The sequence below is a fragment of the Lentzea sp. HUAS12 genome, assembly GCF_024125735.1.
GTDB lineage: Bacteria > Actinomycetota > Actinomycetes > Mycobacteriales > Pseudonocardiaceae > Lentzea > Lentzea albida.
This window is the reverse complement of sequence record NZ_CP099738.1, coordinates 1,029,561-1,043,880: the sequence shown is the minus strand read 5'-3', so window position 1 is coordinate 1,043,880 and position 14,320 is coordinate 1,029,561. Positions and strand designations below refer to the sequence as shown.

General features: G+C 72.5%; 11 protein-coding genes. 7 read left to right on the top strand and 4 right to left on the bottom strand.

The features are described from left to right. Positions 1-33: 33 nt before the first annotated feature. Positions 34-1,038 carry a hypothetical protein gene (locus ND450_RS04845; protein WP_253324945.1) on the bottom strand — a complete coding sequence of 335 codons (1,005 nt, stop codon included), beginning with the start codon at positions 1,036-1,038 and terminating at the stop codon, positions 34-36. A gap of 196 nt (positions 1,039-1,234) precedes the next feature. Here ND450_RS04845 and ND450_RS04840 point away from each other — a divergent pair, with 196 nt between their 5' ends. Continuing rightward, complete coding sequence (locus ND450_RS04840) at positions 1,235-3,844, top strand: SpoIIE family protein phosphatase (RefSeq protein WP_253324944.1); 2,610 nt, start codon at positions 1,235-1,237, stop codon at positions 3,842-3,844. A gap of 6 nt (positions 3,845-3,850) precedes the next feature. On the opposite strand, the gene ND450_RS04835 is transcribed toward ND450_RS04840, so the two are convergent. After that, on the bottom strand, positions 3,851-5,068 hold the full coding sequence (locus ND450_RS04835) for a GAF domain-containing protein (protein ID WP_253324943.1): 1,218 nt from the start codon (positions 5,066-5,068) through the stop codon (positions 3,851-3,853). 108 nt (positions 5,069-5,176) lie between these two features. After that, entirely contained in the window at positions 5,177-6,319 is a 1,143-nt protein-coding gene (locus ND450_RS04830) for a glutamate--cysteine ligase (RefSeq protein WP_253324942.1), read from the bottom strand. A 152-nt stretch (positions 6,320-6,471) separates the two neighbouring features. On the opposite strand from ND450_RS04830, the gene ND450_RS04825 reads away from it, so the two are divergent. Further along, a complete protein-coding gene (locus ND450_RS04825) occupies positions 6,472-7,947 on the top strand; it encodes an FAD-dependent monooxygenase (RefSeq protein ID WP_253324941.1) in 1,476 nt (491 codons plus the stop codon). A gap of 324 nt (positions 7,948-8,271) precedes the next feature. Further along, a complete protein-coding gene (locus ND450_RS04820) occupies positions 8,272-9,057 on the top strand; it encodes a GAF and ANTAR domain-containing protein (protein ID WP_253324940.1) in 786 nt (261 codons plus the stop codon). A gap of 27 nt (positions 9,058-9,084) precedes the next feature. Here ND450_RS04820 and ND450_RS04815 read toward each other — a convergent pair whose 3' ends face one another. Continuing rightward, a complete protein-coding gene (locus ND450_RS04815) occupies positions 9,085-10,074 on the bottom strand; it encodes a hypothetical protein (protein ID WP_253324939.1) in 990 nt (329 codons plus the stop codon). 65 nt (positions 10,075-10,139) lie between these two features. Between ND450_RS04815 and ND450_RS04810 the strand changes: the two genes are divergently transcribed. From ND450_RS04810 to ppk2, 4 genes are all read left to right on the top strand, one after another. Next, positions 10,140-10,610, top strand: coding sequence for a (2Fe-2S)-binding protein (locus ND450_RS04810; RefSeq protein ID WP_253324938.1), 471 nt, complete (start codon positions 10,140-10,142; stop codon positions 10,608-10,610). After that, positions 10,607-12,634, top strand: a complete 2,028-nt coding sequence (locus tag ND450_RS04805) for a xanthine dehydrogenase family protein molybdopterin-binding subunit (protein ID WP_253324937.1) — start codon at positions 10,607-10,609, stop codon at positions 12,632-12,634. The genes ND450_RS04810 and ND450_RS04805 overlap by 4 nt, the downstream gene beginning before the upstream one ends. A gap of 26 nt (positions 12,635-12,660) precedes the next feature. Continuing rightward, positions 12,661-13,134: a MarR family winged helix-turn-helix transcriptional regulator gene (locus ND450_RS04800; RefSeq protein WP_245786576.1), complete on the top strand. Its 474-nt coding sequence runs from the start codon at positions 12,661-12,663 to the stop codon at positions 13,132-13,134. Positions 13,135-13,325: 191 nt separating this feature from the next. Next, positions 13,326-14,282, top strand: coding sequence for a polyphosphate kinase 2 (gene ppk2, locus ND450_RS04795; RefSeq protein ID WP_253324936.1), 957 nt, complete (start codon positions 13,326-13,328; stop codon positions 14,280-14,282). Positions 14,283-14,320 lie beyond the last annotated feature (38 nt).

Below are 14,320 nucleotides of genomic sequence, written 5' to 3'. Positions count from 1 at the left end.
CCACAAAGCCGCGACCCGCACAACCAGCCACCCTCACCGCTGATGCAACTGGGTGACCGTCCCCTCCTCAGGCATGCGCACCAAAGGCTGCAAAGGCAACTCCCCAGCACTGTCCACTGTGGTCTCCAAGTGCCGCAACATGATCCCCTCACGCAACGCCCAAGGACAAACCCGCAACCGCTCCACCCCAATGGCACTCATGGTGGCGTGCGCGACAACAGCACCGGCAAGGATCTGCCGGGCACGCGACTGCGAAACCCCGCGCAACCGCCCCCGCTGCGCCGCCGACATCGCCGCCAGCCGCGGGATCCAGCAGCGGACGTCGTCGGTGCTGAGGTGGCGCGGGACGAACGGGCCCTCGCGCTGCGGCGGCGCGCCCGCGAGCCGGGCGAGTTGCTTGAACGTCTTCGACGTGGCGACGACCCGGCGCGGCACGCTCTCCCACCGCAGCCGGTCCACCACCTCTCCCAGCGTCTCGCGCACGTGCCGGCGCAACGCCTTCAGCTCTCCGCGCCGGGGTGGGTCGTGGTGCAGGAACGCCCTCGTCAGCCGGCCCGCGCCGAGTGGCAGCGACAACGCGAGCTCGGGATCGGCGTCCCGTCCGAGTGCGATCTCCATCGACCCGCCGCCTATGTCCAGCACCAGCAGCCGGCCGACGGACCACCCGTACCAGCGGTGCGCGGCGAGGTAGGTGAGGCGCGCCTCGTGCTCGCCCGACAGGAACTGCGGGCGCAGGCCCACCTCGGCCTCGATGCGGTCGACGATCTCGTCGCGGTTGGCCGCGTCGCGCACGGCCGAGGTCGCGAACGGGTACAGCTGGTCCACTCCGTGCCGGTAGGCGGCGGCCGCCGCGCCGCCCACGGCCCTGACCACCCGCTCGACCCCGGCCGGGCTGATCGACCCGTCCGGCTCGATCTCCTCGCCGAGCAGCGTCGGCTCCTTCACCGAGTGGGCGGGCAGGGGCGGCGCACCAGGGCGCACGTCGACGACCTGCAGCTGCGCGGAGTTCGACCCGATGTCCAGCACACCAAGACGCATGCGCTGCGCATACCCGCGGCCGGGCGTCTCAACCGGCGGAGGGCGTGGAACCAGCCTCTCCGGGGTAATGACAGTGCAGCCGTACGATGCGGCTGACGCGCGTTGAGCAGCCGGCGCCGTGAACTCCGGCCCGACGAACGAGGGAGCACCGCGGTATGGCCCAGAACTCCGGGAGCCGTGCTGGAGGCGGTGCGCGATGAACGAACCGGAACCCGGACTCCTGGACGACCTGCCGCTGGTCGTGTGGCGCGGCGACGCGGACAGCCGCGCCGTCACGTTCATGTCGGGCTCCGTCGAGCGCGTGCTCGGCCACCCGAGGCAGCGGTGGCTCGACCCCGGCTTCTGGACGGGCGTCACCCACCCCGACGACCGCGAGGAGAGCGAGCGGCTGCGCTGGACCTCGGACGCCGACTACGAGTCGGTCTACCGGGTCCGCACGGCCGGCGGCGACCTCGTGTGGCTGACGGAGACGGCACGGGTGCACGGCACGTTGCGCAGCGGCGTGCTGGTCGACGTGACGGCCCGGCGCGCCGCGGAAGAGCGGCAGCGGTTCCTCGACGTGCTCGACCGCGAGTCGCAGCGGCTCGACGACGCGGAGGAGCTGATGGCGCTGGCCACCCGGTTGCTCGGTGAGCACATGGGTGTCGACAGGTGCGCTTATGCCCGCACGGAGGCCGACGAGGACCACTTCGTCATGAGCGGCGACCACGCCACGGGCCTGCCGCCGCTGCCCGGCCGGTTCGCGATGCGGGAGTTCGGCAACGGCGCGCTCGCGGCCATGCGCGCGGGCGAGCCGTGGGTGGTCGACGACGCCCTGCACGACCGGCGGCTCGACGCCGAGGACCACGCGGCCTACCGGGTGACGGGCATCCGCGCGGTGATCTGCCTGCCCCTGTTCCGCGCCGGCCGGTTCGTCGCGGCCATGGCGGTGCACCAGGCGACCGCGCGGCACTGGACCCCCGACGAGGTCGATCTGGTGTCGGTCGTGGTGAACCGCTGCTGGGAGTCGATGCAGCGGGTGCACGCCGACAGGGCGTTGCGCGACAGCGAGGAGCGCCTGCGCCTGCTCGTCGACCGCGCCACGGACGCGATCTGGTTGCTGGACCACGACCTGCGGTTCGTGGCCGCGAATCCGGCCACGGGCCACCTGCTCGGCTACCGCTCCGACGAGCTGATCGGCACACCCGTCGCCGACCTGCTGGTGAACGGCCTGCCCGAGGACCTCTCGGTCTCCCAGGTCGTCGCGATGCGCCACGCCGACGGCACGGAGATCGCCCTGGACCTCAGCGTCCAGTCGACGCCGACCGGGTTGCAGGCGATCGGCAGGGACGTCACCGAGCGCCAGCGGGCCGAAGCCGAACGCGAGCTGCGGCTGCAGCGCGAGCACGAGATCGCGGCCGCGCTGCAGGAGAGCCTGCTGCCCCGCGAACTCCCGGCCCTGCCCCGCCTCGCCACCGCCGCGCGCTACCTGCCGGCCGCCGAGCACTCCCAGATCGGCGGCGACTGGTACGAGGTGGTGCTGATCGGCAAGACCCGCGTCGCCCTCACGGTCGGCGACGTCGTCGGCAAGGGTCCCACCGCGGCCGCCGTGATGGGCCAGCTGCGCAGCGCCCTGACGAGCTACCTGCTCGACGGCCACTCCCCCGCGGAGTCGTTGCGGCGGCTCGACGCCTTCGCGGCGCGCGTGCACGGCGCGGCCGGCAGCACCTGCGCGTGCCTGGTGTTCGACTGGGACGACGGCGAGCTGTGCTGGGCGTCCGCCGGACACCTGCCTCCCGTGGTCGTCGACGGGTCGGGCGCCCGCCTGCTGACGACCGAGACCGGGCCCCTGCTGGGCGCGGGGCAATCGGTGCCGCCCGGCCAGCACACGGCCGCCTTCCCGCCCGGCGCCTCGGTCCTGCTCTACACCGACGGCCTGGTCGAACGCCGCGACGAGGTGCTCGACGACGGGCTGCGCAGGCTGACCGCCACGGCGGAGGGCACCTCCGACTTCGACCCGGCCTCCCTCACCCGGCGCGTCATCGACACGATGCTCGCGGACGGCCAGTCCGACGACGTGGCGCTCGTCGTGGCACGGCACCTGCCTCCCCCGCTGCAGGTGCGGCTCCCCGCCACGGCCGACCAGCTGGCACCCCTTCGCCGGGCCGCGACGGGCTGGGCAAGTCTCGCCGGGTTGTCGGAGGACGCCTCCTACGACCTGGAGCTCGCGCTCGGAGAGGCCGCCTCGAACGTGGTGGACCACGCCTACCCGGACGGGGCCGGCGCGTTCGACGTGACGCTCGAGAGCACCGGCGCCGGCGTGCGGGTGACCGTGACCGACCAGGGCCGGTGGCGGCCGCCCCCGGAGGACAAGGGGCACCGCGGCCGCGGTCTGAGCATGATCCGCGCCGTCTCCGACGAGAACGACCTGCAGGTGGGCGAGGACGGCACCACCATCCGCTTCCACGTGCCCGTCTCGCCCGACACGCGCACCGAACCCGCGCCGCCGCGACCCGCGGGCGTCGCAAGTGGACTGTCCGAACGTGAAGCCGGGCACACGCAGGTGATCCTGCTGTCCGGCGACCTCGACGTCTCCACTGTGGACGATCTGCGGCCGCCGCTGCTGGAACGGGTCCGCGCGCGGGACGACAAGCCCGTCGAGGTCGACCTCACCGGCGTCGGCTACCTGAGCAGCTCCGGCATCGCCCTGCTGTTGCAGGCGATCGTGTGCGCCAGGGAACACGGCCGGGCGCTGTCCCTGGTGGCGACCGGGGCTCCGGCGCGGGTGCTCGACCTGTCGGGACTCACGCACACGACCGGCCGCTGACCCGGATCAGCGGTTCAGGTACGCGCCCAGCCCGCCGAGCTCCTCGCCCGCGATGAAGACCGACCGCACGTGGATGAGGGCCTCCTCGACGTGGACGGCGCAGCCCCAGGCCGAGTCGCCCCACGAGTCGGCAACCTTGATCTCGGCCGGCTCGGCGCACCCGGCCCTGCCGCCCAGCTGGCACAGTTCGGGATGCGGTGACCGCGCCTGCTCGGCCGCCGCGGTGCGCATCTGCGCGGCGAGCTCCGCGGCGGCGTCCGCGCGGCGCTCGGCTTCGGCGCGCAGTTCCCGTTCCGCCTCCACGGCCAGGGCCAGTGCCTCCCGTGCGGCTTCCGCACGCGCGTCGGCGGCCTGGCGCGCGACCTCGAGGTGGTGGCGCTCGATGGCCAGCGCCGCGGTGCCCGCGAAGAGCCGGATCAGCGCGAGGTCGCTGTCCTGCGGGACGCGGGCGGTCCGGTGGTACATGGCGAACGTGCCCAGCAGGCCGCCGTCGCGCGCGAGGATCGGCGTGGACCAGCAGGCGCCGAGACCGGCCCGCTGCGCCAGGTCGCGGAAGTCGTCCCAGAACGGGTCGGTGCCGATGTCGGTGACGATCACCGGTTCCCGGCGGTGGGCCGCCGTTCCGCAGGAGCCGACCCCTTCCCCGGTGGCGATCCCGTCGATGGCCTCGTTGTAGAAGGCGGGCAGGCTCGGCGCGGCGCCGTGCCGCAGGTGACGCCCGTCGGGGTCGGCGAGCAGGACCGACACCAGCAGTTCCTCCGGCGCCAGTTCCTCGATGCACCGGGCCATCCCGTCGAGGACCTCCGACAGCGGCGCCTGCCGGGCGATCTGCTCCAGCAGCGCGCGGTGCTCGGCCGTCAGCCGCTGGGCGTGCTTGACCTGCGTGGTCTCCACGCCGATCACCTGCACACCGAGCAGGTCGCCGGCGGCCGTGCGGCGCGGCTCGCAGGTGAGGTCGAAGAACGCCTCGCGCTCGTGCGGACCGGAGCCCCGCACGACCCGCACGTCCCGGCGGGTGCGGGTCTCACCGCTGCGGTAGGTCTCGTCGAGCAGGGCCGTGACACCGTGCTCGTGCTCCTCGCCGAAGGCGGCCAGGAAGGCCGGGCTGGCCGCCTCCACCGCGTGCTCCGGTCCCGTGAAAGTCGCGAAGACAGCCGAGGACTCGCCGAACAGGGTCCTCAGGTCATCGTCAGGAGTCTGCTCCTGCACGCCGAACGCGCTCATGGCCACCTTCTTGCCATGCGTCGCAGGCGCGCTGTTTGGCCTCGGACGCTGTTCCTGTCCTCGCTCCCCGGCGAGTACAAGACATGGTACGCAACGTGAACGCGGGTCTCAGCAGGCAGTGGTCTCCTGTGGATCGGCGCGGTCCGCGTTGTCGACGTCGAGCAGGCCCAGCAACGACTCCACCCGGCCGCCCCGGAACGCCCTGCGCTGCCGTTCGGCGCCACCGCCCTCGCCGTCGAGGAGCCGCAGACCTCGTTGCACCGCAGGCAGATCACCGTTCGCCTCGAACACCGGGGTCAGCCGCCGCACCAGGTCGTCGAGCTGCTCGCGCACCGGCCGCGGCTCGCCCTTGAGCACGTCGAGGACGGTGCCGCGCGGCCCCTCGTTGGCCGCGCTCCAGCAGGCCTGCCGCAACATCTCCTGGGGAACCGGCTCGGCGTGCACACCGCGCTCGACGTCCACGACCGCCTGCGCCACGAGTGCCCGGACGAGCGCCGCCAGCAGGGCGGCCTCGTCCACGGTCGCCGCGACGTCCGAGACCCGCACCTCCACGGTCGGCAGGTCGGTGGCCGGTCGCACGTCCCAGTAGACCATCGCCCTGTCCAGCGCCGTGCCCGCCGTGATCATGGTGTCGCAGAGTTCCTCGTAGTGCTCCCACGAGTCGAAGACCGGCGGTGGCCCGGAAACCGGCCAGCGCGACCACACCGTCGAACGCCAGCTCGCGAAGCCGGTGTCCTCACCACCCGCGAACGGCGAGTTCGCGGTGACCGCGGCCAGCACGGGCAGCCACGGCCGCACGTGGTTGCACACCTGCACGGCGGTCTCCCGGTCGGGCACCTCGACGTGGACGTGGCAGCCGCAGATCAGCTGTTGTTCCGCCAGGGCACCGAATTCGCGGGCGATCCGCCGGTACCGCAGGCTGTCGGTGACCTCGCCGGTCGCCTCGCCCAGCGGAGGCGCCCCGACGGCGATGGCCCGGCACCCCGCGGCGCGTGCGGCCCTCGCCACCTTGCGGCGCAACTCCAGCAGTTCACCACGAGCCTGGTCGACGTCGCGGCAGATCGTCGTGTTGATCTCCACCTGCGCCCCGGTCAGCTCGTGCTCGAGGTCGAGCCCGAGCTGTTCCCGCGCGATGGCAACGACTTCGTCCGCCAGGTTCACCGGAGCGCCGGTCTGCGGATCCACGAGGAGGAACTCCTCCTCCACACCGACCGTCGGACTCCACCGGTCCTTCGATGGCGTTGTTGCCACGTCTCACCGTCCTGCAGCTAGGGGAACCGCCGAATACCCGTTCGGGCGAAACGGAAACACCGTCCGCCACCCGACGTATATCGCTTGCGGCCCTTCGGAGGACCTCCCCACACTGGGCGGCCGACATCGAGGACCGAGGACGAGGTGGTTCGTTGTTCGACGTGGTGATCGCCGGGTGCGGGCCGACCGGCGCGGTGCTGGCGGCCGAGCTCAGGCTCCACGGCGTGCGGGTGCTCGTGCTGGAGGCGGAGACCGCACCCGTGCCGTCGTTCGCCAGGGTGGTGAGCCTGCACGTCCGCAGTCTCGAGATCCTGGCGATGCGCGGCCTGCTCGACCGCTTCCTCGAACGCGGCAGGCGGCGTCCGGTCGGCGGTGTGTTCGCCGCCATCCCGAAACCGGCGCCGCCGGGTCTCGAGTCGGCCGTCCTGCTGGGCATCCCGCAGCCGGTCGCCAACGGCCTGTTCGAGGACCACGCGATCGACCTGGGCGCGCAGGTCCGCCGCGGCGCCGCCGTGACCGGTCTGGAACAGGACGACGAGGGCGTCACCGTCGTGATCTCCACCGGGGAACGGCTGCGGTCGCGGTACGTCGTCGGCTGCGACGGCGCGCGCAGCACCGTGCGCAAACTGCTCGGCGTCGGCTTCCCCGGCGAACCTTCGCGCACCGACACGTTGATGGGTGAGATGGAGGCCACGACACCCCCGGAGGAGATCGCCGCCGCGGTGGCCGAGGTGCAGCGGACGGTCCGGGTGTTCACCTTCGGGCCGTTCGGCGAGGGCGTCTACCGCGTCATCGTCCCCGCGACGGGGGTCAGGGAGCACCGCGCGGCACCGCCGCCCACGCTCGCCGACTTCTCGGAGGCGTTGCGCGCCGTCGCCGGCACCGACTTCGGCGTGCACTCGCCGCGCTGGCTCTCCCGCTTCGGCGACGCCACGCGGCTCGCCGAGCACTACCGGGCCGGACGGGTGCTGCTGGCGGGTGACGCGGCGCACATCCACCCGCCCGCCGGTGGCCAGGGCCTGAACCTCGGCCTGCAGGACGCGGTCAACCTCGGCTGGAAGCTCGCGGCGGAGATCCGCGGCTGGGCACCGGGAACGCTGCTCGACACCTATGAGACCGAACGCCGTCCCGTCGCCGAGGACGTCCTGGACAACACCCGCGCCCAGGTGCTGCTCGCCTCCCCCGAGGCGGGCCCGCGCGCCGTCCGCAGGCTGCTCACCGAGTTGATGGACTTCGACGAGGTGAACCGGCACCTGATCGAGAAGATCACCGCGATCGGCGTCCGCTACGACTTCGGTGAGGGCCCGGACCTGCTCGGCCGCCGCCTGCCCGACACCGCCCTCGGGCAGGGCCGCCTGTACGACCGGCTCCACCGCGGCCGCGGCCTGGTGCTCGACCGCACCGGGTCGCTGTCCGCCGGGGAGTGGTCAAACCGGGTCGACCTCGTCGCCGACCCGGCCGCGGAGGTGGACGCCCCCGCGCTCCTGCTGCGCCCCGACGGCCACGTCGCCTGGATCGGCGAGGACCAGCGGGACCTGGACGACCACCTGACGCGCTGGTTCGGCGCGCGGACGTGGGCGGACGGCTCGCGCGAGGCACGTGGTGGGCTGGCGCACGCGGATCGGTGAGGCCGGGGTGTCCGGACGGTGGCAGGGCGCCTCGCCCCGCTCGGTTCCACTCCGGCTCACCGACTCGCGCCGACCGGTGTGAGCTCGGCCTCGCCTGGGTACTGAGAGATCGCCGAACACGCGCGTGTGTTCGCACGGAGGACCTTCCCTCGGGTGGTCCGGCCGGCGTCGGCACCGGGTCGTTGAGACATCGCAGCGGCCCGGCGCCGGCGTCGGTTCCTGCGCGGGATCCGACCGCGCTTTGCGGGTGGCCGTACGATCTGCTGCACGTGCGTCAAGCAGCCGGCGCCGTGGACTCCACAGCTGACGAAGGGGCACCGCGGCATGGCCGACTACGTGCAGGCAGGATCCGTGAGACCGGTCGACGAGGACCGCCCGGATGCGGTGGCACGCCTGGACGAGACCACCGAGGCGTTGACGGAGCTGCACGAAGCGTTCACCGGCGAGGAGTCGATCGAGGACGCGCTGCAGCGAGTCGCGCACACCGCGTCGAGAGCCGTGCCCGACGCCGACGTGGTGACCGTGTCCGTGGTCACGGACGAAAAGACGTACACGGTGGCGGCGACGGACGAGACGCTCGTCGTCCTCGACCAGACGCAGTACGACGCCGGCCGCGGGCCGTGCCTCGAGTCGGCGCACGAGCTCACCCCGGTGCGCGCGGTGATCGGTGAGCACCGCGAGCAGTGGCCTGAGTTCGAAGCCGCGGCGGAGGCCGCCGGTGTCCGCGCCCACCTGTCGGTGCCGGTCGTGCTGCCCGCGTCGAACAACGCCGAGGCGCGGCACATCGGCACGCTCAACATCTACAGCTACAGCGCCAAGGCCTTCGACCCGTTCGACGAGGGCCTCATGCGGCTCTTCACCACGGCGGCCTCCGCCACGATCACCAACGCGCAGCGGTGGAAGCGGTCGCAGCGCCAGGTCGAGCACCTCGAGCGGGCGCTCGAGTCGCGTGCCGTCATCGAGCAGGCCAAGGGCGTCCTGATGGCGGTGCACACGTGCAGCGCGGACGACGCGTTCGACATGCTCGTGGAGCAGTCGCAGCGCGCGAACACGAAGCTCCGCGACGTCGCCGCGAAGCTGCTCGCCTCGGCGACGCGCTCCTCGGGGTGAGGCGGAGCGGGAGGTGACCCGCACCGGTCACGACCGTCCCGCGCGAGACAGCCTCACCCCCGCCCAGATCAGCACGGCGAGCACGCCCACGAGCAGGTACTCGATCAACGGGATCCGCACCACCTCGTCGATCCTGCCGAGCCCGCGCCAGGAGTAGACCGCGAGCGCGGCCACCACGAACGTGCCGCCGATCCACCACCGCGTGGTGGCGCTCAGACCGACGCCGTGCATCTGGGTGAGCACGAAGATCGCGACGAACCCGAAGAAGAACATCGGCCACATGCCGTTCGGCCCGGAGTTCATCACGGCGACGAGCGTGCCGTGCACCGCTACCAGCAGTTCGAGGGTCAGCGTCCACCAGCGGTTCGTGTGGGATGTCGTGAACATCAGACTGCTCTGCACGAGCAGCAGGAACATGTAGAAGAACCCGATGAGGTGGCCACTCGAGGACTCCATCGGGTGGTACCAGAACGTGTAGATCGCGGCCCAGCTGAACAGGTAGCCGTGGTAGCGGCGCGCGAAGTCGACGACCTGCGCGGAGATCGGCGCGGACCAGGTCAGGACCAGGCCGCGGCGGCGGTTCTCCATCAGCAGGACGACGACCAGCAGCAGGACCACCGAGCCCTGCGAGCTGAAGATCGACACGTCCTGGGCCAGGCCGTCGTAGAAGAGCTGGGTCTGCAGGGCGTGCAGGGCGATGAAACCGCCGTTCGCGGCGAGCGCCACGACGTTGAGGCGGTGCAGGCCGGTGGTGTAGCGCCGGATCCGCGTCTGGGCGTAGTAGATCAGGCCCCACGACACGAGCTGGTGCGCGGCGTAGCCCACCCAGGCGGACGCCCTGGTCCAGAAGGTCGGGTCCGGCAGCTTCCAGTAGTACCAGGAGGCCCCCTGATCGGGCAGCAGCACTACGCCGTGCAGCCGCTGCCCCAGCAGCCAGACCAGGCCGGTGAGCAGCGCGCTCGCCATCACACCCCAGACGACCACGCCGTGACGGGACCGCCTCAGTTCGTTCAGCATGCTGAGCATTATGCACGGTTCGTCGTGATACGTTCAGCGCACTGAACAAATCAGGAGGCATCGCGGTGGCCCGATATCTGTTGCGCGTCAACGGTGAACGGCACGAGGTCGACGTCGAGGGCGACACTCCCCTGCTGTGGGTGTTGCGCGACGAACTGGGGCTGACGGGGGTCAAGTACGGGTGCGGGGTCGGCCTGTGCGGCGCCTGCACGTCCCATGTGGACGGTCAGGCCGCACGCCCCTGCGTGCGCACGGCGGCCGACAGCGCGAAGACCCCGATCACGACGATCGAGGGGTTGTCCCGCAACGGGGACCACCCGGTGCAGCGGGCGTGGCGGGAGCTCGACGTGGCGCAGTGCGGCTACTGCCAGCCCGGCCAGGTCATGGCCGCGGCGGCGCTGCTCGCCCGCGACCCGGACCCCGACGACGCGGCGATCGAGGAGGCCCTGCGGGACAACGTGTGCCGGTGCGGCACCTATCCCCGCATCCGCGCGGCCGTGCGCCGGGCGAGCCGGATCATGAGGGAGGAACGGTGATCAGCAGGCGGACGTTGCTGCGCGGCGCGGGGATCGGAGCGCTGGTGGTCGCGGTGCCGGTGCCCGCGCTCGCCGCCGAGGGGTTCGTGCCGAACGTCTTCGTGCGGCTGGACGCCGCGGGCCGGGTCACGGCGACCGTGCCGCGTCCGGACACCGGTCAGGGCGTGCGCACGGTGGTCGCGCTGATGGTCGCCGAGGAGCTGGCCGTGGATCCCGGCGACGTCGCCCTGGAGCAGGCGCACGGCGACACCGAACGGTTCGGCGCGCAGGGCGTGGCCAACTCGACCTCGGTGCGGCAGCTCTCCACCCCGATCCGCACGGCCGCCGCGACCGCGCGCTGCCTGCTCGTGACGGCCGCCGCGGAGCGCTGGCGCGTGCCGGTCGCCGAGTGCACGGCGCGCGACGGCGCCGTCCACCACCCGCGCCGGGGACGGGCTCCCTACCGTTCGCTCGTGCGCGCCGCGGCCGCGCTCGACCCCACCACTGTGCCGGTCGAGCTCACCCCGCAGGACCGGTGGCGACTGCTCGGCAAGACCCGCGGCGGACGGGTGGACGCCCGCGCGATCACGACCGGCCGCACGAGGTACGGCATCGACTCACGACCGCCCGGTGGTCTGGTCGCGGTCGTCGCGCGGCCGCCGTGGATCGGCGCGGTGCCCGACACGATCGACGACGCGGCCACCCGTGCGCTGCCCGGAGTCGTCGACGTGCTGCCGCTGACCGCGCCCGCCGAGGGGCAGGGCGGGGTGGCGGTGATCGCGAAGTCGACCCACCAGGCGTTGCGCGGACGCGACGCGTTGCGGGTCACGTGGCGTGGCGGCACTCCCACCGCGGACAGCCGCGCATGGCTCGCGGACCTGCGGGCGGCGTTGCCCGCGCAGAGCCCTGTCGGCGGGCTGCAACGGGTGTTCGAGATGCCGTTGCTCGCGCACGCGCCGATGGAACCGATGAACGCCACCGCGCACGTCCGCCCGGATGGCGTGACCATCTGGGCTCCGACGCAGGACCCCGGTTCGCTGCGCACCCAGCTGGCCCGCCAGCTCGGCCTGCCCGCCACCTCCGTGCGGGTGGAGACGACGGCGTCCGGCGGCGCGTTCGGGCGGCGCATCGAGCCCGACCCGGTGCTGGAGGCCGTGGCGTGCTCGCGGAGGGCCGGGGCGCCCGTGCAGGTGCTGTGGACCCGCGCCGACGACATGCGCAACGACTCCTACCGGCCGATGTCGGTGCACCGGCTGTCCGCGGAGATCGGTCCGGATGGTCTGCCCATCCGGAGGGCGCACGAGGTCGTCACCTGGCCGTTGACGGTCCTGCCGATCTTCTCGAACCCGGCCCTGATCAAGGCGAGCGGCGACCACTTCCCCTACGCCGTGCCCGGTGACGTCACGGTCGCGGTACGGCCCGCTCCCCTGCGCACCGGGTTCTGGCGGTCCGTCTACGCGGGGCAGTTCGTGTACGCCGAGGAGAACTTCCTCAGCGAGATCGGCAGGCGGTCCGGCCTGGACCAGGTCGCGTTGCGCCGGTCCCTGCTGCCCGCGGGCTCACGGCTGCACCAGGTGCTCGACGAGGTCGCCGAGCGCGCCCGGTGGAGCAGGCCACCGGCTCCCGGCACGGCCCGCGGCGTGGCCTGCCTGGAGGAGTACGGGTCCGCGATCGCGGTGATCGCCGTCGCCGAGCCGTCGTCCCGCCGGGTGCTGCGCGTGCACGCGGCCGTGGACGTGGGCGTGGCGCTGCACCCGTCCGGCGTCCGCGCCCAGGTGGAGGGGTGCGTGGTGGACGCGCTGTCGACGGTGCTCGGCGCGCAGATCACCGTCCGGGAGGGACAGGTGGCGCAGTCCTCGTTCGGCGACTACCGGTGGGCGCGCATCGGCGAGGTCCCGGACGTCGACGTGACGATCGTGCCGTCGACCGCCCCGCTCGGCGGCCTGGGCGAGCTGGCCTACCCGCCTGCGGCCGCGGCCATCGCGGCGGCGATCAGCGGCGACACGCCGGTGACCGGCATGCCGTTCGGTGCCGACGTGGGGTGACCGGGTGGGTCTGGGATGATGGGGCCGTGGCCGAGGGAGACGAGCTGGCGGTGGCCGACCGCCCGGACCAGGTGGGCGCGGACGTCGCCTCCTGGCCCACGGGCAGGCTCCTCTCGGTCGCGGCCCGCGTCGTCGAGAAGCGCTTCGAGGACTTCCTGGCGACCCGTGGCCTCACCCACGCCGGCATGATCACCCTGCACCACCTGGCGGAGGGCCCGCGCTCGCAACGGGAACTGGCCGTGCTCAGCCGCGTCACCGACCAGACCATGAGCCGCACGATCGAGCACCTCGACCGCGGCGGCCACGTCGTGCGCAGCCAGGACCCCAAGGACCGCAGGCGCACCTCGGTGAAGATCACCCCGGCGGGCCGCCGCGCCCTCGCCGCGGCCCGCCGCGAGGAGCGCGAGTCCGACACGCTGCTCGGCGCCGTGGAGGACTACGACCACTTCCGGCGGCAGCTGATCGCGCTGATCGCGGCGGCGACGTCCACCCGGGACTGACCGGCCGCCCCGAGCAGGTCCGGCGGGAGCGCCCTCGGCGAAGGCGTCCGTGCCGGCCATCACGCGAGCCGGCACCAGCGTTTCCCCGGGCGTGGCAAGGCCTTCATGACGGCACGAAGTGCGTCGGCCGGCTTCCGTTCGGCGTAGTTTTCGGTCTCGTTACGTCGGGTATGTACGTTTTCGTGACCGACGTGACTGTTGACCCCGCGGACCTGTTAGTCGAGGGCTACACGGCGGAGTTCCCCGACGCCGACGAGCCCGTTCTCCGTGACGCCGACGGCCGCGAAGTGCTGACGTGGCAGGAGAACTACCCCTTCACCGAACGGATGGCGCGGCCCGAGTACGAACGGCTCAAGCGGTTGCTGCAGATCGAGTTGCTCAAGCTGCAGCACTGGGTCGCGGAGACCGGGCAGCGGATCGTGATCCTCTTCGAGGGCCGGGACGCCGCCGGCAAGGGCGGCACCATCAAGCGGTTCATCGAGAACCTAGATCCCCGCGGCGCGCGCACGGTGGCGCTCGACAAGCCCACCGAGCGGGAGCGCGGCGAGTGGTACTTCCAGCGCTACGTCCGCGAGTTGCCGACGGCCGGGGAGATCGTGCTGTTCGACCGGTCCTGGTACAACCGGGCGGTCGTCGAGCACGTCATGGGCTACTGCACCCAGGCCGAGTACGACCTGTTCATGAAGCAGGCGCCGCAGTTCGAGCGCATGCTGGTCGAGGACGGCGTGCTGCTGGTGAAGCTGTGGTTCTCCGTGTCGCGCAACGAACAGCGCACCCGGTTCGTCATCCGGCAGATCGACCCGGTGCGCCAGTGGAAGCTCAGCCCCAACGACATCAAGTCGCTCGACCGCTGGGACGACTACACCGAGGCCAAGGTCGCGATGCTGCGTTCCACCGACACGGAGATCGCGCCGTGGACGGTCGTGAAGAGCAACGACAAGAAGCGCGCCCGCATCGAGGCCATGCGCAGCGTTCTGGCCCGCTTCGACTACGACGACAAGGATCCCGACGTGGTGGGGACGCCGGACGTGCGCGTCGTCGGTGCCGCCGCCACGCTGCTCGAGGACGGTGAGGACGACACCGCGCTCAGCCCCACCCCCATCGCCCCGAGCGCCGAACCGGGCCCGGGCCTGCACCCGGCGCCGTAGGGCGAGCCCCACCACGACGACTCCGGCCCGCCCCGGTG